Below are 20,723 nucleotides of genomic sequence, written 5' to 3' on the forward strand. Positions count from 1 at the left end.
ACGGGCTGCCTCATTTATTTTGAATGAGGCAGCCTGTTTTGTTTAGACAATTGAAATATGAGAATGTTGTAAATAAAGTGAGGGAGTCACAAATAAAATGAGCAACCCGCAAATAAATTAAGGAGCTGCATTGTGAAAAATTAAGCGGCTCCCTTTTCAATGCTTTTTACAATCAAATATTTTTAGATTGCTTCTCTTTCATCATCGTTTTTATTCTTTTTTTATCCGCATACATACTGAAATCGGCAACATGGAATAGCTCCTCAAATGATTTCCCCTCATACGGTGCTAGACTGTAGCCAATGCTTGGAGAAACTTCAAATGATATATTTTCTTCATGTGTAAAGGGCTGTGCTTTAAAAGCTTGTCGTATCGTATCTACATAATGTAATAGCTCTTCCTCATGATCTAAAGTTTGTAGAAATACTGTAAATTCATCACCGCCAAGGCGAGCAACTTTATGTGGCGCAGGGATACATAATGTTAAAATGTTGGCTACATGTTGTAAAACGAAGTCACCAATTTGATGTCCATATGTATCATTGATTTGCTTAAAATAGTTTAAATCTAGCAAAATAAGCGCATTTTGTTGCGTTGGGTTAAGCATTAAGTGCTGTGTAACATATTCAACAAAATAAGCACGGTTATATATGCCTGTTAATGAGTCATGGTAGGCTAAATGCTTAATTAAATTTTCCCGTTCAAATTCCGCCGTAATTTCTCTCCACATAATATAATAATATTTTTCAATACCGAGCGTTATAAAAGTAGCGTCAATGGATACTTTCAATATACTTCCGTCACGACTTTTTAAATCAATAATATAATTATGGATGAGCTGCTTTTCTCGAATGGTGGTAATGAGCATATGGATTTGCTGCTGGTTAAATTCGCTACGAGCGGCAACGAGTAAATTTTCCTCACAAGCTTCTTGAGAGGCTAAAAAACGACGAGCACGATCATTAATTTCGATAATATTTAGCTTACAATCAACAACTGTAATAGCAACTGGCATTAGCTCAAAAACAAGACGATAACGTTGACCTATCGAGGGCATTAAATCGAATTTTCGAATACCAATTGTTAACAGGACAACAGTGAAGAAGTTTAACAATAACATAGGAAGTGGAATCAATTTATTCATGCCTAAGCTTAAAACAGCAATATAGCCTAAGACAATGCATGTATAACTAGTCGCTAAAAAAAGCAATAGCTGTTTGCTAATTGAAATGGTTGTTTTAAAAAAACCATAAATAAACATAAATAACGTGATGCAAATGGTAAATGTAGTTAAGCTATGCGCCCAAATATTATAGCTGTGTGCGATTCGATACGTCCAAATACCAATGCGTTCATAGCTTTGCTGCACAGGTGCTATTGGTGAAAGACTGATAAATAGTTGAACGAGTAATGGTGTATAGAGCATATAATATAACGCTTTACGAAAATGAATTTTGGCATTTTTAGCAACAAGAGTATAAATTAAATGTAACGTTCCAACCATTGCTAGCACGATAAAAGGACCAACAATTGCTTTGGAAATCAATGGGTTATATTTTAGTGCGATAAGCTGACGGGCAAATTCCCCTGAAAAAGCGAAAATTAGTACACCTGTTATAACACATAGTAATCGATTTTCAAGCAATGTCATATTTTTCGTAAATAAAATAACAAGGATAATAAATAAAATAAATATAGGTATGCCGTATACAAGCAAATATATATGAAGTGGCTGCATTAAAAACACTCCTATTACAGTATTTAATTTTTTTCTGTTAATAGAGCCTGTTGTTGCTTAATAGCTGCTTTATTAATATACATATTGACATGGCTCACATGTAATAATTGCTCTAGTGTATCGCCATCTACTGCATATATGCTATGACCAATACTAGGAGAAATAGTTATTTGGATGTCTTCGAAATGGAAAATATCTGCTTCACAACGCTGCTGAATCGCCGCTATAGCTAGCTCCAGCTCTTCTATGCTCTGCAAATTTTGCAAAAAGAGTACGTATTCATCTCCGCCAAGCCTAGCAACAATGTGTGGATCCTTAAAAAGAAATTGTAAAATAGAAGCCATATGCTGCAGCACTAAATCACCAACGGAATGACCATAGTTATCATTAATTTGTTTAAAGGAATTTAAATCTATTAAAATTAATGCATGAAGATCTGTAGATGTCGATTGATTAATAAATGCCTCTACGTGCTGTACAAAATAGGCACGATTATGCAAACCTGTTAAGGCATCATGATAAGCTAAATACTGTGCAAGTAATTCCTTTTCAGTATCATTCGTTATATCGCGCCACATAATATAGTAGTATTCATCAGAGCCTACAGAAATGATTGTTGCTTCAAATACTAAAATCATCGTTTGCAATGTTGAAGGATTTTCAAAATCTAATATAAAATTACTAAGCCCTTTTGAGTCCTTCAAAGCTTTCATTAGCAATATACCTTGTTTTTGATTATGTATTGTATGCAATAAATCAAGTAAGCTTCGACTTGACGTGGCATGAAACGTGTTGCGTGCATGATGATTATATTCAAGCACTTCATACTCGTTTGAAAGCAAAATAATAGCAGTTGGTGACACTTCAAACATTGTTTGATAGCGAGATGTCAAGCTTGGGATAAGCTCGAATTTCGCAATACCTACAATAAAAATAATGCTAGTCATAACCATAAATAAAAGGATAGAAAGTGCTGGGAAATAATCTTTTAAAAAAAGTGTAAAGATAAATGCTGTGAAAAATAAGCTATAGGCGATAAGGGAAAATCGAAAGGCATTTTTTTCCGTGTATCGATTGAGCGTGAAAAATACCAAAGGCTGATAAAATAATGGCAACCATAATATGTACACTAATAATGCCAAAAACCCATATTTTACGAAAAAGAGTATTTGGAATAATCCGAATATTTAGGACGCTAAAATCTTCTATAGATGGACTAAAGCCTAAAAAAAGTACGAGCACTTGGCACAATATAGGAATATAAAAAAGCGTAACGATAAACGAATGTGATTGTAAATGACAATACTTTACTAATAGTACATACATTAAATGTAAAAGTGTAGATAGTGAGATTAATAGACATAACCCCATTAAGATTGAAAAAGAGAAAGGGATATATTTAGAGAGCAATGTATGTCGTAAAAGCCCTTCTAACAGCACAAAGCAAAAGCTAATTAATGCGATACTTAGCAATCTTGTTTCTACCATTTTGGAATTATTAAGTAATAATTTAACAATGATAAATGTTAAAATAAAAATAGGGATGATAAATAATAAATAAATAGCTGGATTAGTCATTTCATCACCTCTGTATATGTATATAAATGATGCTTTGATGTAATGGATTGTTAAAATTTTAAGAAAAGTTATAATTTTGTTATTGGAAGTCCATTATACAATTTATTTATACATTTGTGGTATAGTTATTAAAGATTTCTTTAAAAGGAAGGACGTTAAAAAATGATTGTAACTACTCAAGAAGAATTAGATGCATTTAAAAAAATTGGGCGTATCGTTGCAGAAATTCGCGAGGCGATGAAAGCAGCTACAAAGCCTGGAGTTACAACAAAGGAATTGGATGAAATCGCTGGTCGTATGTTTGCAGAAGCGGGTGCTTTATCTGGACCAAAGGGCGAATATGATTTTCCAGGCTATACTTGTATTAGCGTGAATCATGAGGTAGCACACGGTATTCCAGGTGAGAAAGTAATTAAAGAAGGCGATTTAGTTAATATCGATGTGTCTGGTTCATACAATGGCTATTTTGCAGATACGGGTATTTCCTTTGTGGTAGGTGATGGCTATGAGGATAAGGAAAAGCTATGTGCTGTTGCCAAATCTGCCTTTGACCGTGCTATGACAAAAGTGAAAGCTGGCTCAAAATTAAATCAAATCGGAAAAGCGGTAGAACGTGAAGCAAACGCAAATGGCTTGACGGTTATTATGAATTTAACAGGGCATGGCTTAGGGCGCTCATTACATGAGGCACCTGATCATATTTTAAATTATTATGATGCATGGGATTCGACAATTATGAAAGAGGGCATGGTGCTAGCAGTAGAGCCTTTTATTTCTGCGAAGGCGGAGCATATCGTGGAAGCTGGAGATGGCTGGACATTTATTACACCAGATAAATCACTTGTTGCGCAAATTGAGCATTCCGTTATCGTTACAAAAGATAAACCAATTATTTTAACAGAGCTAGAAAATTAACCCCATTTGAAAAACTAAAAAGCCTGAGAAATTTTATGAGCTGTAAAATTTCTCAGGCTTTAAATATAAATGATTTCCATATCCATATATGATTGTCGTTCTAAATAAGATAAAATAATAATAATTTACTAATTAAGGAGTGGGAAAATGAAAAAATTAAGCGACTTAGATTTAACATTAAGCATGGATAAAAAAATGTATAAAAAGAAATTAAAAATGCTACAGTATGAAATGCTCAATGCACAGCAGTTTTTATTTAATAACAAAATCGGCTTAATTTTTGTATTTGAAGGAATGGACGCAGCTGGTAAAGGTGGCGCAATTAAGCGATTGACAGAGCGTATAGACCCGCGTGGCCTAGTTGTACATCCAATTTCTGCCCCACAGCCACATGAGCTTCGCTACAATTATTTACATCGCTTTTGGCGTAAATTACCTCAGCATGGACAAATTGCTATATTTGACCGCTCTTGGTATGGACGAGTGTTAGTAGAGCGTTTAGAGGGTTTTGCAACAAAGGATGAGTGGAGCCGCGCATATGAAGAAATAAATAATTTTGAAAAGCTGCTAACAGATGGCGATTACATTGTCATTAAGTTTTGGCTACATATTGATGAAGAAGAGCAGTTAAAGCGCTTTAATGATCGCGCTGCAGATCCTTATAAAGCTTGGAAGCTTACAGATGAGGATTGGCGCAATAGAGAGAAATTTAAAGATTATACGTCAGCGGCTAATGAAGCATTTGCCAAAACCGATAGTGAGCATGCGCCATGGATTTTAGTACCTGGCAACGACAAATTATATGCACGCGTGCAAGTTTTAAAGGAAACGTTAGCCCATATAGAAAAAGAAGCAGAAAGAAGAGGGCTTCATTTAACAAATCAGTTTGTTGCTCCGCAGGATGAAGCTGAAGAAGAAGTTGAACAAGTGCCATCAGTGGATATGAAGCCGAAAAATGTAGTGAAAAGTAAAAAGAAAAAGCGCAAATAACTAGCACAGGATAAACTTTAAGGAGAAGACGCTTTGGCGTTGTGAAAAAAATGCTGAGAGATTTTTTAAGCTTATTTCAAAAGAAGGGTGATGCGGTGATTACAATCGCATGTAATCGATGTGATTTGCGAACTTTAGTAGAAGCGGATGCACCTAACTTGGCTGTGTTGTTAGCTGAAAATAAATATTTTTGGTCAACATATGAGCCATTACACCATCCTAATTTTTATACAGTAGAAACACAGCGTAAAAAAATTATGGAAAGCTTATATTTATTGCAAGAAAAGCGGGAGTTTTCCTTCGGCATATTTGCTAAAGGAACAAATCGCTTAATAGGACATATTTCCCTTTATGCAGTGAAAAGACTACCATACTCTAGTGCCTTTATTGGCTACTCTATGGACCAGCATTTTGTAGGAAAAGGGATGGCGACGGAGGCAGCGAGGGCGGTAGTGAAATTTGCCTTTGAACAAGTAGGGGTTCATCGTGTTGAAGCATATGTCGCACCAGCAAATACTGCGTCAATACGTGTATTAGAGAAGGTAGGCTTTCAAAAAGAAGGGCTCCTACGTAAGCTATTATTTATTAATGGGCAATGGGTTGACCATTATATGTTTGCATTGCTTGCAGAGGATTGATCATGTAAAAAAGGGGTGCAAGGAAAGGGGATTATATACCACTTTACCTTACACCCCTTCAATTATTTACAAAAACTCGCTGCCATCCTGTATTAAATCAAGACGGCCTGTATTCGGATCGATAACAAGACCGTGAACAGGTATACCTTTTGGCATAAGTGGGTGTTGACGAATCAAGTCCACACTTTTTAAAACGCTTGTTGTTACATCGCCAAAGCCGCGCAACCATTCTCGTAAATCAACACCTGAATAGTTAATAATATCGAGTGTTTCCTGAGTAATACCGCGCTCCTTCATACTAGTAAGTATTTGATCAGGGTCAACGGCGCTCATTCCACAATCGTAGTGACCAATTACATAAACTTCATCGGCTTGTAGGGCATGAACACCTACTAATAAGCTACGCATAATCCCACCAAAAGGATGGTTGACGATAGCGCCAGCACTTTTTACGATTTTGACATCTCCGTTGCGAAAGTTCATCGCTTTCGGTAATAGCTCGACTAAACGCGTATCCATGCAAGTAAGGATAACGATTCTTTTATCAGGATATTTTGTCGTAATGTAAGGTTCATATTGCTTATGTGCGACGAAAAATTCATTAAAATTTAAAATCTCTTGTAATGAAGTCATATAGTTGTTGCCCCTTTCTGTTACATCTAAATTGTAAAGCAAAATAGAAAGAATGCCAAATAGTAAATTGTCAGTTTTTCCTTGAAAAATAGCAATATTATATAAAAAAGACTATGCAATAAGCATGAGCTTATAACATAGTCTTTTAGGCATTGTATTATTTTTTAGCATCGACACGACTAGCGTCTGATGAATTTAAACCTACACGCAAGTAATGAATAAAGAACCATACAGAAAGTAAAATAACTACTGTAAAGCCTAATACTGTTGTATAGAATTCAGGCGCAAGTGGGTGATGATGATTAAATTCAAACATTGTGTCTATCTCCCTTCATACAATCATTATTTACTATTATACATGAAAGATGGCTAGCAAAGTAGAGCTATTTCATATTATTTAAATTTAATAGTTGAACTTATGACAACATTTTGAAGGGAATTTCGACTAAAAAGCCCAATTGCCATTGCGGAAGACAGGCTCTGTTTGTCCATCCGCTGTAATGCCATCAATATTCATTTCACCTGAACCAACCATGAAATCAACGTGTGTGATACTTTGGTTTAAGCCATTTGCTAATAAATCTTCCTGTGACATTGTTTTGCCACCTTCTAAGCAAAAGGCATAGGCACTACCGATAGCAAAGTGATTTGATGCATTTTCATCAAATAATGTATTAAAGAATAGTAGACCAGATGCCGAAATTGGCGATTCGTGTGGTACAAGTGCCACTTCTCCTAGATAATGTGCGCCCTCATCTGTTTCCACTAATTGCTTTAAAATTTCTTCGCCTTGCTCTGCCTCCACTTTGACAATACGACCATTTTCGAAAGTTAATTTAAAATTATCAATAATATTACCGCCATAGCTTAATGGCTTCGTGCTAGAAACATAGCCATTGACACCTGTCTTGTGGGGAACTGTGAATACTTCCTCTGTCGGCATATTTGCCATAAATTCATGGCCACGCTCATTGATGCTACCAGCACCACACCATAAATGTCCTTTTGGCAAGTCGATTGTTAAGTCTGTACCAGGTGCTGTATAGTGGAGCTGTGCATATTTTTTATCGTTTAAGTAATCCACTTTTGTATGAAGTGTATCGTCATGATTTTTCCATGCCTCTACAGGGTTTTCTAAATTAGCACGTGTTGCTTTAAAAATAGCATCCCATAATGCCTGAACTTGCTCGTCTGCTGCTAGCTCAGGGAACACTTTAGCAGCCCAGTCCTTAGAAGCAGCAGCAATAACTGTCCAGCTAATTTTGTCTGATTGTACATATTGGCGATATTTATTTAAAGCTGTACCCGCTGCCTTTTGAGTTGCAGCAATACGTTTCGTATCAACGCCTTTTAATAAATCTGGGCTTTGAGAAACGATGGACATAAATGCTGCGCCTTGCTCAGCTAACCATTCACGCTCAAGCTTTTTCCATTCAGGGAAGAATTCGAATGAATCTTCAGGAGCTAGCTCGTAGCGTAGACGTCCAATCTCATCATCTAAAAAATCAACAAATACTTGGCGTGCACCGCTTTCATAAGCGACCTTTGTAACTAAACGAACGAATGGTGCGACTTCTGTCGAAGCTTGAATGAAAAGGTACTGGTCCTTTTGGATATTTACTCCTATTTTTACAGCAAGTTCAGCATATTTTAATAAATTCCCCTCAAAAACTGTGCTCATTTTCTTATATCCTCCAATGTTTATATGATAAAAATCGATTGTAATGATACCATCTAATCAAATATACCGAAATTTATAGAAAAATGCATTAATACATCGAAAAAAAATGAAAATAAGCTTATACTAAATGGTAGAATATAAATAAAAAGAATTAGGTTAATGGGGGTATACATAATGGATCTTTCCTCGGTGGTAGGTATAGTTCTAGCATTCGTTTCATTATTGACAGGTATGGTACTAAAAGGGGTAGGATTAGGTGCATTGGCGAATCCAGCTGCCATTTTAATCATTATTTTTGGTACTATTTCTGCAGTAGTAATCGCCTTTCCTATGAAGGAATTAAAGCGAGTGCCAAAATTATTTAAAGTATTGTTTAAAGAAACAAAACTAGCTAATGATATTGACATTATTAAAATGTTTTCACAATGGGCAGATTTAGCACGTCGTGAAGGCTTGTTAGCACTTGAAAGCAAGGCTGCAGAAATTGAAGATCCATTTTTAAAAAATGGCTTAACACTTGCGATAGATGGTCAAAATGCAGACTATATTCGCGATGTATTATCTGAAGAGGTTGAAGCAATGGAAGATCGTCATACGAGCGGAGCTTTAATTTTTACACAAGCTGGTACATATGCACCTACGCTAGGGGTATTAGGAGCCGTTATTGGTTTAATTGCCGCTTTAACTGATTTAAGTGATATTGATAAATTAGGACATGCCATTTCTGCTGCCTTCGTTGCAACATTACTAGGTATTTTCACAGGGTATGTATTATGGCATCCATTTGCTAATAAGCTGAAGCGAAAATCAGCAGTAGAAGCTAAGCAAAAGCGCATGATGATTGAAGGGATTCTATCTGTTCTTGAAGGGGAAGCACCACGTGTCATTGAGCAAAAACTTGCTTCTTACTTATCTTTAGAAGAACGCAAGCAAATCATGGAAAGCGGGGCGGGTGGCCTTGGCAAAGAAGCATAAAAAACATAAAAAGCATGAAGAGCATGTTGATGAATCATGGTTAGTTCCATATGCAGACATATTGACATTGTTATTAGCTCTGTTTATCGTACTGTTTGCTTCTAGTTCAGTAGATCAAGAGAAGCTAAACAAAATGTCTGATGTATTCAGTCAAATATTCGATGGTGGCGTTGGGGTTATGGAAAATCCATCAGCAGTACCAGACCCAAATGCAACAAGTGATGAAATTACAGACCAAACTATGAAGTATATAAGAGACCAAGAAGAGCTACAAGAAACAGTAAAACGAATTGAGGAATTTATCGCAGTTAATGAGCTAGAGGAGCAGTTTGAAGTTGTTAAAATAGATGACGGCGGCGTCTTAATCATTATTCGCGATAGTATTTTATTTGATCCAGGGCGCGCAGATATTAAGCCAGAGTACGAAACAATTGCACTGGAATTATCAAATATATTGCAATCTGATATACCTCGTAGAATACTGATTCGAGGACATACAGATAATGTGCCAATGAACAATGCACAATTCCATTCAAACTGGGATTTATCGGCAATGCGAGCATCTAGATTTTTAGATAGCATTCTTGAAAATAATCCTAGTTTAGACCCCGGCTATTTCAGCGCAATAGGTGAAGGTGAGTACAAGCCAATTGCTGATAATGGAACAGCAGAAGGACGCGCCCAAAACCGCCGTGTTGAAGTATTAATTCAGCCATTAGTAGCCGAAGATGGCAGCGAAATTGAAGAACCATAAAATAAGAACCGCTTAAAGGGTACACTTTAAGCGGTTTTTTGCTGTAAAGAGAGAATCGCAAATATATTTGGGAAGTCGCAAATAAAACGGGAAAGTCGCAAATATATCAGAGAAGTCGCAAATAAAATGGGAAACTCGCAAATATATCGGAGAAGTCGCAAATAAAAGAGGAAACTCGCAAATATATCGGAGAAGTCGCAAATAAAAGAGGAAATTCGCAAATATATCGGAGAAGTCGCAAATAAAACGGGAAATTCGCAAATATATCAGAGAAGCCGCAAATAAAATGGGAAACTCGCAAATATATCAGAGAAGTCACAAATAAACTGAGCAACCAGCAAATAAAACGAAGGCTCTATTTTTATCTTGCGCTGTAACTTTCTTTAAATATAAGAATTTTTCAATTTGACTTCTTTAGAACAAAAGTTTATAATTTAAACAAAAGTTCAGATAGGGGGATTGCGATGAACGACAAGGAGCAACTTGTCCTACAATCGATTCGAGAAAACCCATATTTATCACAGCAAGACATGGCGGAAAAATTAAATATGTCACGACCCGCACTCGCTAATATTATTTCAGGCTTAATTAAAAAAGGCGAAATTATTGGGCGGGCATATGTTCTACCAGAGAAGCAGGCTATTCTTACGATTGGTGGGGCTAATGTTGATAGAAAGCTTCATATTACAAATAAAGTTCAGCTAGCAACATCCAATCCTGTAACGGCAAGTGAAAGTGTCGGTGGCGTTGCACGCAATATTGCAGAAAATCTCGGACGTTTAGGGAATCAAGTGAAGCTGTTGACAACACTTGGGCAAGATGCTGATGCACAAATGATTGAGCAAGCTAGCCGTGCTTTTATTGAGCTAGATGTAATAGAAAAATTAGAAGCAGAGCAAACGGGCTCTTATACAGCAGTATTAGACAAGGATGGTGAGCTCGTTATTGCATTAGCTAATATGGCTATTTACGATGCTTTAACACCAAAATTATTGGAGAAGCATACGGCAACTTTAGTAAATGCTGCAGCTATTGTCATTGATTTAAACTGTCCAAAGGAGACTGTTGTGTATGTACAGCAGGTTGCAAAGGAGCGCAATATTCCGTTAGTAATCGTCCCAGTTTCTTCACCTAAAATGAACCGAATGCCCGATGATTTGCAGGGGGTTAGCTATTTTATCTGCAATCGAGATGAGGCAGAAACATACTTGAATATGACTTTAGATGGTGAGGCAAGCTATAAAGAAGCTGTAAGGGCGTTGCTACAAAAAGGAGTGGCACATGTAGTGTTAACTTTAGGTGAGCAAGGCGTAATAGTTGGAGATAACGAAGGATTACAAAATTACGCTGCCTACGCCATAGAAGATGTGAAGGATGTAACGGGGGCAGGAGACGCCTTTGTTAGTGCGACTTTACATGGTGTGATGCAAGGCGATACTTTACATGAGGCAGTGCAATTTGCACTATATCATGCGGCAAAAACATTGCAGGCAAACACGACAGTACGACCAGTAACACAAAACGAATATAATAATTGGAGGAATTCATAATGAAACAATATTTATCTTACTCACAAGAGGTTTTAGAAGCAAAGGAAAAAGGATTACCAATCGTTGCATTAGAATCAACAATCATTTCACATGGTATGCCGTATCCACAAAATGTGCAAACAGCGCGTGAGGTAGAGCAAATTATTCGTGATAACGGTGCAGTGCCAGCAACAATCGCATTAATTGATGGCCAAATTAAAATTGGTTTATCAGACGATGAGCTAGAAATGTTCGGGAATGCGCAAGGTGTAGCAAAAGCTTCACGTCGTGATTTAGGCTATTTACTAGCAACGAAAAAAGTAGGTGCGACAACGGTTGCAGCAACAATGATTTGTGCAGAGCTTGCAGGCATCGAGCTATTTGTAACAGGCGGTATCGGTGGCGTACACCGTGGTGCAGAGACAACAATGGATATTTCAGCAGACTTAGAAGAGCTATCAATGACAAACGTAGCAGTTGTCTGTGCAGGTGCAAAATCCATTTTAGATATCGGTTTAACATTGGAATATTTAGAAACAAAGGGTGTACCTGTTATCGGTTATGAAACAGATGTATTACCAGCATTCTTTACGAGAGAAAGCGAATTTGCTGTAAACTTCCGTGCGGACTCAGCTGAAGAAGTAGCCGCAATGATGCGTGCGAAGTGGGATTTAGGTTTACGTGGCGGTGCAATCATTGCAAACCCAATTCCTGTCGAGCATTCAATGGAGGCAAGCTTTATTAATGGAATTATTGCATCGGCTTTAGAGGAAGCTGTACAGCAAGGTATTGCAGGGAAAGATGTAACGCCATTTTTATTAGGTAAAGTGAAGGAATTAACAGAAGGTAAATCACTTGATGCCAACATTGCATTAGTTAAACATAATGCGAAAATTGGTGCGGGTATTGCCGTATCTTTAAAAGCAAATGAACACAGTGCTTAAAGTTCAACTGTAAATAGTGGTTTTTTGATAGAGGCTGGGACAAAACCCACCTCTAAATTAAAAAGCCGGTGAAATTTTACCATCAGTAAAATTTCACCGGCTTTCAATTTTTTCATAAAAAATAAGGATCACTTCTGATAAAATTAAGTCACCATAACCAAATTATACAGAAAGAAGGATCCTTATGTTTAAAGATTATAACATGAATCAACTTGTTTTACCGTTGGATATCGAAATAAAATTACAAGAAAATGATATCGCCTTCTCTATTCATCAATTAGTGGAAAGTATCCCCTCAGAAGCTTTCGCTCCTTTTCTGCAACAAACCGGCTGTCCAGCCTATCACCCACGTATGATGCTCAAGCTCATTTTATGTGGCTATACCCAATCAGCCTTCTCGGGTCGCCGAATTGAAGACCTGACGAAAGATAGCCTACGTATGATGTGGCTGGCACAAGGCTATCAACCAAGTTACCGTACCATCAATCGTTTCCGTGTTCACCCATTGACAAAGGAATTGCTTCGTCAATGTTTCGTGCAATTCCGTTGTCAACTAGTGAAGGAAGACCTGATTGCGCAAGAAGCCATTTTTATTGACGGCACGAAAATCGAAGCAAATGCGAACAAATTCACCTTTGTGTGGAAACGTTCGATTGAAAAATATGAAGCGAGTTTGGTGGAAAAATCAAACCAGCTGTATGAAGAATTACTGCACCAACAAATTATACCAGCTATCGAACGAGAAGTGGAAACGCAGCTGTCCATCACTGAATTAAAGCAGGTGGCAGAAAAATTAGAAGAAGTCGTAGCCGACTATACAGAAAGAATCGAGCAATCCGAAAAGGCACAAGAGCGAAAGCAGCTACGAAGTGAACGAAAAACACCGAAACAACAATGGAAGCAAGTAAACGAGTGGATCACCCGCAAACAGAAATATGAACGAGATTTTGCGATTTTCGGCAAACGGAATAGCTATGCCAAAACAGACCCTGATGCAACTTTTATGCGCATGAAGGATGACTACATGGGGCTATCCGATTCCGGATAGCCCTTAATTGATTAGACGACTGTATTTTCAAAAATTAAGCGGTAACCTTGTCCTCGCACCATGACAATTTTAGTACTATGATTAGGAATGGCTTCAAGCTTCTTTCTTAAATTGCTAATGTGTACCCTTAAAGATTGTGTTTGTCCGATGCTATCCTCCTCCCAAATAAGCTGATAAAGCTCAGATGCTGGAAAGATTTGTCCAGCATGCTGCGCTAAAAAGAATAAAATTTGAAACTCCTTTGTTGAGAGTGATAACGTGATATTGTTAATCGACACTTTGCCTGAATGTATATGAAATTGAAGAGATTGAATGATTGTAGGCTCCATAGAATGCTCTACTATGGCATTATTTCCTTTTCTGCGTTGCTGAATTCTATCAATCGTTTTTAATAGCCTAGCTTTATCAATTGGCTTTAAAATATAATCTGTTGCCTGCACATTAAATGCCTCAAGCGCATAATGCTCATAGGCTGTTACGAAAACAATATCAACTGGGTGTACCGTTTGCTCAAGTGTACGAGCAAGCTCAATTCCAGTCATTTCTGCCATATCAATATCTAAAAAAAGAATATCAGGCTGTAAAATCGGGATATTTTCTAATGCTTCTAAAGGGTTTAAAAATTTCCCAGTAATATGAACTAGGTGGCTTTCATGTAATAATGCCTCCAATAAATTTATCGCTAATATTTCGTCATCTACTATAAAAGCATTTAACAAGGGATATCACTCCTTTCGATTAAAGTGAAAAGGAAATTGAATTTCGACAGTGGTGCCTTGATTTACTATGCTATTAATTGTCATAGAGGCACGCTCATACTTCTTTAAACGCTTAGCAATATTGCGGAGACCCACACTTTGGCTATGCTTCATATCGTCTGCAAGAATTTGCTGTAATTGCTTTTGCTCAATACCAATGCCATTATCACTAATTTTAAAAATAATTAGTTGCTGTTGTTTTTCAATTGAGATAGAGAGTTTAGCGTCTTCCTTCTTTGTTTTAAGCCCATGGATTAATGCATTTTCAACTAAAGGCTGTAGCAAAAGTGGAGGAATCACACAATTTGCTGCTGTTTCATTCATTTGTATATCAAATTGCAGCTGTGATGGGAACCTTGTTTGATGAATATTTACATATGCTTGAACAAGGTCTAATTCTTTAGTGAGTGGCACAAGACTATTTGTATTCTCAAAAGAAAAGCTACTGCGTAAAAATATTGCAAAATTTGTAATCATCGCTCGTGCCTGCTCCAAATCTAAATAGCTCAGCGATAAAATCGAATTGAGCACATTATAAACAAAATGCGGTTTAATTTGTGCTTGTAAAAATGCTGTTTCCATTGTAACTGCTGCTTCCGCAGAATCCTTTAATAAAATTAAATTGCGTACACGTGTTTTGAGCTCGATGATATCAAGTGGCTTATGCAAGAAATCGTTTGCTCCTGACTGAAGGCTGCCACCATATCCTCTGGACGAATAGCAGCTGTTAACATTAAAATAGGTAATTCTGCAGCAGTGTAACTTTGACGTACTTGCTGGCAAATCTCATAGCCTGAAATATTTGGCATCATAATATCTAAAATTAATAAATCAATATTAGGATGCTGCTCTAATTGCTCAAAAACTTGTAGACCGCTATTAATTGCGATGATAGAATAGTTTTCTGGTTCTAAAATATCAATTAACACCTTCAAATTCACTGCATCATCATCTACAATCATAATTTTTTTAGCATTAGCCTTTTCTACGATATATGGGAAAGATAAAAAAGGCTTTTGGTGAGCTGATTTCAACATAATTGATGGTGCTTCACTAATTGCCTGTGCCTTTAAAAGTTTTACAGAGAAAGTCGTTCCTTGCTTAAGAACAGAAGTAACAGCAATTTGCCCTCCTTGTCGCTCCACAAGCTCCTTTGTAATATATAAACCTAAGCCTGTCCCACCAATTGAATGCTCGGACTGCTGAAAGGCATTGAAAACATTTTTTAACTCCTCCTGTGGCATACCACAGCCTGTATCTTGAATGCCTATTACTAAAAAGGCATCATCCTCATAGCAAGTAATCTCGATTTGCCCTTCATCCGTATACTTTATTGCATTATGAATTAAGTTATATAAAATTTGGCGAAGTCTATCCTCGTCTGCTTGAACAAAGGTGCCCCTTGTAATATGATTGTTGATTTTAATATTTTTCGTGACCGTATAAGAGAGTACTTCAACTGTCATATGCGTCACCGCAAATAAATCAACAGAGGTGATGCGTAAAGCTAATTCATTGTCCTTAAGCTTTGAAAAATCAAGGATATCGTTGACTAAATAGGAAAGGCGATTCGCAATATTAAAAATAAGCGTTATTTTTTCTTCTTGCTCAGGTGCATTTGGCGCAGTTAACATCGATTGTGAAATCCCCATAATACCATGCAAAGGTGTTCGAAACTCATGCGATGTTTTTGCTAAAAATTCATCCTTCAATTGATCAACCTGAAGCAGTGCCTCAGTCAGCTTGCCTTTTTCTAAATAAGAATCCGCAAAGCGATGTGAAATATATAAGGAAAGCATTGTTAAACAAATAAATGGTAGCAATGGTGGTAAGGCACTCAGCTCAAGATTAATGTTTGTGTTTAAAGTAGCCACGATAAAGTAAAGTAAAATGGCTAGCGAGCTTAGTAATAAGTACATAATGCCTGTAGCCCGACGATATATTGCGATAATTTGTACATAGAAAATATAAACGATATTGGCAAATACATAAATGGAATTGATATTTTGCAATTGTGAATTAATAGCTGTAGGTAACATCCCTATAAAAATGAAAAGAATACCTATGATGCATAAGCCCTTCACAATTTGGCGATTCATATATGGCAGTAACGCACGATAGAAATATAACAATATAAAGAGACCTACAGAGACGCTTGAAATCATCTGTATTTTCTGAAATGGCGCATAGGGCATATCAATAAATGCCAGTAAAAGCTTCTCACCATGTGTAAGCGTATAAAGTGCACTAGAAAAACAAAATAGTGCAAAGTAAAGCTGCTCAATCCCTAATTTCGAATAAAGATAAGAGCCAAAAAAGTAGATAAACATCGTTAAAAATGCTGCCAGTGTAATTAAATCATAAAAAATTGCTCCTTCACGCAGCTTAGTAATACTAGACTGATCTCCAAGGAAAATCGAACTAATAATACCGCCACCTGGAGCATAATCAAAATTCGCCACATGAACAATTAAATCAAGCTCCTGTGTATCAGGCGAAAAATAAGCAACGTAGGGCGTATTATGCGGTACATAGCTACGCCCATCCACGGGCTCACCGCTATTGCCAATACGTTTACCATTGATATACAAGGCGTTTGACATGCGAATTGTATTCGTTTTAATGCCTAAAATTTCTTCATAGTCATCTATTAAAATTTTCAATCGATATGTACCACTTGCAAAGGCAGGTAACGGCTTTTCATCTACAGTATATTTCACCCAAGGAGCAGGAACGTCCACTATATAGCTTTGATATGTATCAAATGACGAACTATCAACTAATTGATTTGGGATGAATGCCCATTCTCCGTCTAATTGCACAGGAGCATTATTCGAAAATGTATAGTGCCGTAAATCCATCACCCCATTAACTGCTTGAAGCGCAGATGAGCGAGGCTGTGTTAAGAAATAAGTAGCACCTGCTATTAGTAATGTACTAATTAAAATAGTGAGTAATAGTAATAATTTTTTGATTTTGAGTCACCTTCACTTCACCCTATTTTAGTTGGATTATACAAGATATTTTACTAGATGAATAGATGGAGTTTAAACGTTAAGAAATCTTAACACCATGATATAGCATGATTCTTTTATACTATAGAAAATATGTCGAAAAGAGGCGAATGTTAGATGATAAAGAAATGGGGTAGCATGTTCATCATTGCAATGTTAATTTGGTCGCAATTGGAATTGATATCTACTAAAGCTGCTAGTGATGGATTCACAACAATACTGAATGCAGATGATACATTAACGATAACGGGCTGGGAGGGCGTCTTTCCAACTGAGGGGTTAGAAATCCCTAGTACATTAACCTATGGCGGTGTTGAAAAAACAGTAACGATAATTGGAGAGCAAGCATTTTTGCTAAAAGAAGTGAAAAGTGTAACAATTCCATCCACTGTTAAAAAGATAGGGAAGCATGCTTTTTCTAGTAGCAAATTAACGGAATTAAATTTTGAGCAAAATTCGGAGTTAGAAGAAATAGCGAATACAGCCTTTATGAACAATGAGCTAGTCACTTTAACAATTCCATCTTCTGTTCAAAAGATAGGTAATCATGCTTTTGCAAATAATAAAGTAACATCGGTTAATTTTGAAGCATCGTCTAATTTATTGGAAATAGGAAATGAAGCTTTCGTAAATTATTTAATGGAAAATGGAAATCAAATAACGAATATTACGATTCCTAAAAGTGTAAAAAATATAGGTAACTTCGCTTTTTCCGGAAATAAACTAATGACATTGATGTTTGAACAAGGTAGCCAGCTTGAAAATATAGGAAGTGGTGCATTTGGACATAATCAGTTAGAAAGTATTTCGCTTCCATCTAGTCTAGAAGCAATAAGTAATAACGCATTTCAATTTAATATATTAAAGAAGATTGAATTTGCAGAGCCAGCAACTCCACCTATAACAGTTGGTCCTGCCGCCTTTAAATTCCAAAGCGGTATTGTAGAAACACTTTGGTATTTAAATGGTAATGAATCAACTCCATGGGACCAAGAAATAGTAACAACGGCCTTTACAGCTTACGCTGAGCCGCAAGCACTTCCACCTGCCCCAACAAGTATAATGGCAGTTGCTGGGGATAGTATGGCAACAGTAAGCTTCACGTCAACTACCGATAGTGCAAGTGTGGTTACAGGAGATAGTGCAAGCGTGATTACAGGCTATAAAGTAAAGGTTTATGTAAATGGACAGGAACAATCTACCTTGCGAGCGACAGGTACACAAAGTCCAATTATAGTGACAGGTTTGACGAATGGTACAACTTATACTTTTAAAGTAGTAGCGACGAGTGGTCTAATAGATAGCTTGGACTCAGAGATATCAAATGCAGTTACACCAACAGCGCCAGCAACGGTACCATCCGCACCAACTATCCACAGTGTATCACCATTATTTGGGTCTGCGATAGTAAACTTCTATCCTGCGACAAGTAATGGAGGAAGTGTCATTACAGGTTACAAGGTTAAGGTTTATGAAGCTGGTGTAGAGAAGCCAGCATTAGAAACACCAACAACGGAAACTATACCAAATATAGTAAACCTATTAACGGTGGTCGTGCCAAATTTAACAATTGGACAATCCTATACTTTTAAGGTGGTAGCAACAAATGACGTAGGTGATAGCGAGGAGTCAGCAGAATCGAATCCTCCTATTATTCCAACGGCGCCAATCATTATACCGACAATACCATCTGCCCCAACAAATATAACAGCGTTGGCAGGGAATGGACAAGCAAGCGTAAGCTTTGTGGCACCTATAAGCATAGGAAGTCCGATTTTAGGTTATAAAGTGAAAGTTCTTGAGGCAGGTGTAGAGAATCCTGCTTTACAAACAATCGGGACAATGAGCCCAATTATAGTAACAGGTTTAACAAATGGCATAACTTATACATTTAAAGTCGTAGCATCGAACAGTGTAGGTGATAGTGTAGATTCATTAGAATCTAATGCGGTGACACCTGGTGTAGATACTTATATGGTTACATTCCAAACAAATGGTGGTAGTTATATAGCGCCAGAATTCATAGCACACGGCGAAGGCATTACAGCTCCACCAGCTCCAACAAGATCAGGCTACACATTTGCAGGCTGGTATAAGGATAGCACATTACAAACAGCTTGGAATTTTGCAACAGATAAAGTAACGGAAAATACAACACTTTATGCGAAATGGACTGCGATGCCAACGACAAACCCACCAGTGGTCACATCGCCATCCGGGTCAAATTCAACACCATCTACAACAACTGAAATTAGAGTGGATGTCGTAGATGCAAGCAATCCCGATGCAGTGCTTGTCCAAACAGTCATTACACGTGAAACGAGCAATGGTATCGTCAAAGATACAGTTAACTTTACTTCTGCAAATGCAAGAGAAGCAATTGAAAAACTAGCAAATCAACAAAACAAGCAATCACGTATGGTTATTCCAGACGAGCAACAACAGGTAAGTGAAACAAATATTAGTATTGGCAGAGGAGCGGCTGAATTACTAACAACAGCTGGAACAGGCTTAGGCATTGATATGGAGACAGTGAAGTTTGATATTCCGGCAACTTCTTTCGCAAATATCAACAGCGATATTTATTTCCGAGTAGTACCAGTCAAAGCACAAGCGACAAAACAACAGCTAGAACAACGTGCAAAAACAGAAGAGATAGTCAAACAACTCACAAGTACAACAGTAACGGTGCTTGGACAACCGATGACAATCGAAACAAATATGCAAAACCGCCCTGTAACATTAACATTGCCATTACCGAATGATGTGACGCAGGAGCAGTTAGATAATTTAGCGGTATATATCGAGCATAGCGATGGCACAAAAGAGGTAATACATGGTCAAATTGTAGACTTTAAAGAAGCAACAAAGGGTATTCAATTTAGTGTAACAAAATTCTCAACATTTACAATTTTATATGCACCAGTAGAAAAAGAGGAGACAGTTGTAAAGAATCCTGTTTCGATTCCATACATCCAAGGCTATGCAGACGGCACATTCCGTCCGAATGCGCCAGTAACAAGAGCACAAATGGCAAGCATGTTGGCACGTTATTTAACAAACAATGAGATTCCAACAACACAAGCTAGCTTTAAAGACACAGAGAAGCATGGTGCTAAAGATGCCATTGAATATGTCAAAGCACAAGGCTTATTCCAAGGAACAACAGAAACAACCTTCAATCCAAATGGTTCAATTACACGTGCACAAATGGCAGCTGTAGTAGTTCGTTGGATGGAACAGCAAGGCGAAGAATTAACACCTGATGCAAAATTAACATTTACAGATGTCAAAGCCAACCATTGGGCAGCAGAAGCTATCGTTAAGGCAAATGCACTCGGTATTATGACAGGTACAAGCGATACAACTTTCAACCCAGAAGGTGCATTAACACGAGCACAAGCAGTAAAAGTATTAAACCAATTATTTGAGCTTGAAGTACAAGCAAGTGAACAAGCACCATTATTCACAGATGTCACATCAGCACATTGGGCGTTTGATAATATTCAAGCGGCAGCGCAATAGTAA

Annotated in this window: 16 protein-coding genes and 1 pseudogene; 9 read left to right on the forward strand and 8 right to left on the reverse strand. The window is 37.3% G+C overall.

Annotated elements, in window-relative coordinates; genetic code table 11:
* Window positions 1-172: 172 nt before the first annotated feature.
* Together R6U77_RS08745 and R6U77_RS08750 are read right to left on the reverse strand one after the other, a co-directional pair.
* The gene (locus tag R6U77_RS08745; protein ID WP_319838178.1) at window positions 173-1,738 is read right to left on the reverse strand and encodes a sensor domain-containing diguanylate cyclase; all 1,566 of its coding nucleotides are present in this window, start codon (window positions 1,736-1,738) and stop codon (window positions 173-175) included.
* A 23-nt stretch (window positions 1,739-1,761) separates the two neighbouring features.
* Entirely contained in the window at window positions 1,762-2,880 is a 1,119-nt protein-coding gene (locus tag R6U77_RS08750; RefSeq protein WP_319838179.1) for a GGDEF domain-containing protein, read from the reverse strand.
* 598 nt (window positions 2,881-3,478) lie between these two features.
* Here R6U77_RS08750 and map point away from each other — a divergent pair.
* From map to R6U77_RS08765, 3 genes are all read left to right on the forward strand, one after another.
* Entirely contained in the window at window positions 3,479-4,231 is a 753-nt protein-coding gene (map, locus tag R6U77_RS08755; protein WP_319838180.1) for a type I methionyl aminopeptidase, read from the forward strand.
* A gap of 147 nt (window positions 4,232-4,378) precedes the next feature.
* Window positions 4,379-5,221: a polyphosphate kinase 2 family protein gene (locus tag R6U77_RS08760; protein ID WP_319838181.1), complete on the forward strand. Its 843-nt coding sequence runs from the start codon at window positions 4,379-4,381 to the stop codon at window positions 5,219-5,221.
* A 50-nt stretch (window positions 5,222-5,271) separates the two neighbouring features.
* Window positions 5,272-5,859, forward strand: a complete 588-nt coding sequence (locus tag R6U77_RS08765; RefSeq protein ID WP_319838359.1) for a GNAT family N-acetyltransferase — start codon at window positions 5,272-5,274, stop codon at window positions 5,857-5,859.
* 66 nt (window positions 5,860-5,925) lie between these two features.
* Here the strand turns inward: R6U77_RS08765 and R6U77_RS08770 are convergent, their stop codons facing one another.
* The 3 genes from R6U77_RS08770 to R6U77_RS08780 all read right to left on the reverse strand — a co-directional run bounded on the left by R6U77_RS08770 (window position 5,926) and on the right by R6U77_RS08780 (window position 8,173).
* Window positions 5,926-6,492: a beta-class carbonic anhydrase gene (locus R6U77_RS08770; protein ID WP_319838182.1), complete on the reverse strand. Its 567-nt coding sequence runs from the start codon at window positions 6,490-6,492 to the stop codon at window positions 5,926-5,928.
* A 157-nt stretch (window positions 6,493-6,649) separates the two neighbouring features.
* The gene (locus tag R6U77_RS08775; RefSeq protein ID WP_319838183.1) at window positions 6,650-6,808 is read right to left on the reverse strand and encodes a hypothetical protein; all 159 of its coding nucleotides are present in this window, start codon (window positions 6,806-6,808) and stop codon (window positions 6,650-6,652) included.
* Window positions 6,809-6,937: 129 nt separating this feature from the next.
* Window positions 6,938-8,173 (reverse strand): aminopeptidase, encoded by a 1,236-nt coding sequence (locus R6U77_RS08780; protein WP_319838184.1) that lies wholly within the window; start codon window positions 8,171-8,173, stop codon window positions 6,938-6,940.
* A gap of 174 nt (window positions 8,174-8,347) precedes the next feature.
* Here R6U77_RS08780 and motA point away from each other — a divergent pair, with 174 nt between their 5' ends.
* From motA to R6U77_RS08805, 5 genes and pseudogenes are all read left to right on the forward strand, one after another.
* Complete coding sequence (gene motA / locus R6U77_RS08785; protein WP_319838185.1) at window positions 8,348-9,148, forward strand: flagellar motor stator protein MotA; 801 nt, start codon at window positions 8,348-8,350, stop codon at window positions 9,146-9,148.
* Window positions 9,132-9,902 (forward strand): flagellar motor protein MotB, encoded by a 771-nt coding sequence (locus tag R6U77_RS08790; protein ID WP_319838186.1) that lies wholly within the window; start codon window positions 9,132-9,134, stop codon window positions 9,900-9,902. The genes motA and R6U77_RS08790 overlap by 17 nt, the downstream gene beginning before the upstream one ends.
* Window positions 9,903-10,366: 464 nt before the next feature.
* Window positions 10,367-11,452, forward strand: coding sequence for a PfkB family carbohydrate kinase (locus R6U77_RS08795; RefSeq protein ID WP_319838187.1), 1,086 nt, complete (start codon window positions 10,367-10,369; stop codon window positions 11,450-11,452).
* The gene (locus R6U77_RS08800) at window positions 11,452-12,375 is read left to right on the forward strand and encodes a pseudouridine-5'-phosphate glycosidase (protein WP_319838188.1); all 924 of its coding nucleotides are present in this window, start codon (window positions 11,452-11,454) and stop codon (window positions 12,373-12,375) included. Before R6U77_RS08795 ends, R6U77_RS08800 begins: the two co-directional genes overlap by 1 nt.
* A 184-nt stretch (window positions 12,376-12,559) precedes the next feature.
* Window positions 12,560-13,402: pseudogene (locus tag R6U77_RS08805) on the forward strand (transposase); the annotation flags it as partial.
* Window positions 13,403-13,434: 32 nt separating this feature from the next.
* On the opposite strand, the gene R6U77_RS08810 reads toward R6U77_RS08805, so the two are convergent.
* From R6U77_RS08810 to R6U77_RS08820, 3 genes are read right to left on the reverse strand one after another with little or no spacing between them, the layout of a single operon-like run.
* Window positions 13,435-14,142, reverse strand: a complete 708-nt coding sequence (locus R6U77_RS08810; protein WP_319838189.1) for a response regulator transcription factor — start codon at window positions 14,140-14,142, stop codon at window positions 13,435-13,437.
* Between the two features lie 6 nt (window positions 14,143-14,148).
* On the reverse strand, window positions 14,149-14,850 hold the full coding sequence (locus R6U77_RS08815; protein WP_319838190.1) for a sensor histidine kinase: 702 nt from the start codon (window positions 14,848-14,850) through the stop codon (window positions 14,149-14,151).
* On the reverse strand, window positions 14,799-17,042 hold the full coding sequence (locus R6U77_RS08820; protein WP_319838360.1) for an ATP-binding protein: 2,244 nt from the start codon (window positions 17,040-17,042) through the stop codon (window positions 14,799-14,801). Before R6U77_RS08820 ends, R6U77_RS08815 begins: the two co-directional genes overlap by 52 nt.
* Before the next feature lie 270 nt (window positions 17,043-17,312).
* Here R6U77_RS08820 and R6U77_RS08825 point away from each other — a divergent pair, with 270 nt between their 5' ends.
* Window positions 17,313-20,720: an S-layer homology domain-containing protein gene (locus R6U77_RS08825; protein WP_319838191.1), complete on the forward strand. Its 3,408-nt coding sequence runs from the start codon at window positions 17,313-17,315 to the stop codon at window positions 20,718-20,720.
* Window positions 20,721-20,723 lie beyond the last annotated feature (3 nt).

The sequence above is a fragment of the Lysinibacillus louembei genome, from assembly GCF_033880585.1.
Taxonomy (GTDB): domain Bacteria; phylum Bacillota; class Bacilli; order Bacillales_A; family Planococcaceae; genus Metasolibacillus; species Metasolibacillus louembei.

Excerpts from the sequence above, each read along its gene's own strand:
- R6U77_RS08745 (WP_319838178.1), bottom strand. The coding sequence starts at position 1,738 with ATGCAGCCACTTCATATATATTTGCTTGTATACGGCATACCTATATTT.
- map (WP_319838180.1), top strand. The coding sequence starts at position 3,479 with ATGATTGTAACTACTCAAGAAGAATTAGATGCATTTAAAAAAATTGGG.
- R6U77_RS08760 (WP_319838181.1), top strand. The coding sequence starts at position 4,379 with ATGAAAAAATTAAGCGACTTAGATTTAACATTAAGCATGGATAAAAAA.
- R6U77_RS08765 (WP_319838359.1), top strand. The coding sequence starts at position 5,272 with ATGCTGAGAGATTTTTTAAGCTTATTTCAAAAGAAGGGTGATGCGGTG.
- R6U77_RS08770 (WP_319838182.1), bottom strand. The coding sequence starts at position 6,492 with ATGACTTCATTACAAGAGATTTTAAATTTTAATGAATTTTTCGTCGCA.
- R6U77_RS08775 (WP_319838183.1), bottom strand. The coding sequence starts at position 6,808 with ATGTTTGAATTTAATCATCATCACCCACTTGCGCCTGAATTCTATACA.
- R6U77_RS08780 (WP_319838184.1), bottom strand. The coding sequence starts at position 8,173 with ATGAGCACAGTTTTTGAGGGGAATTTATTAAAATATGCTGAACTTGCT.
- motA (WP_319838185.1), top strand. The coding sequence starts at position 8,348 with ATGGATCTTTCCTCGGTGGTAGGTATAGTTCTAGCATTCGTTTCATTA.
- R6U77_RS08795 (WP_319838187.1), top strand. The coding sequence starts at position 10,367 with ATGAACGACAAGGAGCAACTTGTCCTACAATCGATTCGAGAAAACCCA.
- R6U77_RS08800 (WP_319838188.1), top strand. The coding sequence starts at position 11,452 with ATGAAACAATATTTATCTTACTCACAAGAGGTTTTAGAAGCAAAGGAA.
- R6U77_RS08820 (WP_319838360.1), bottom strand. The coding sequence starts at position 17,042 with ATGGATTTACGGCACTATACATTTTCGAATAATGCTCCTGTGCAATTA.
- R6U77_RS08825 (WP_319838191.1), top strand. The coding sequence starts at position 17,313 with ATGATAAAGAAATGGGGTAGCATGTTCATCATTGCAATGTTAATTTGG.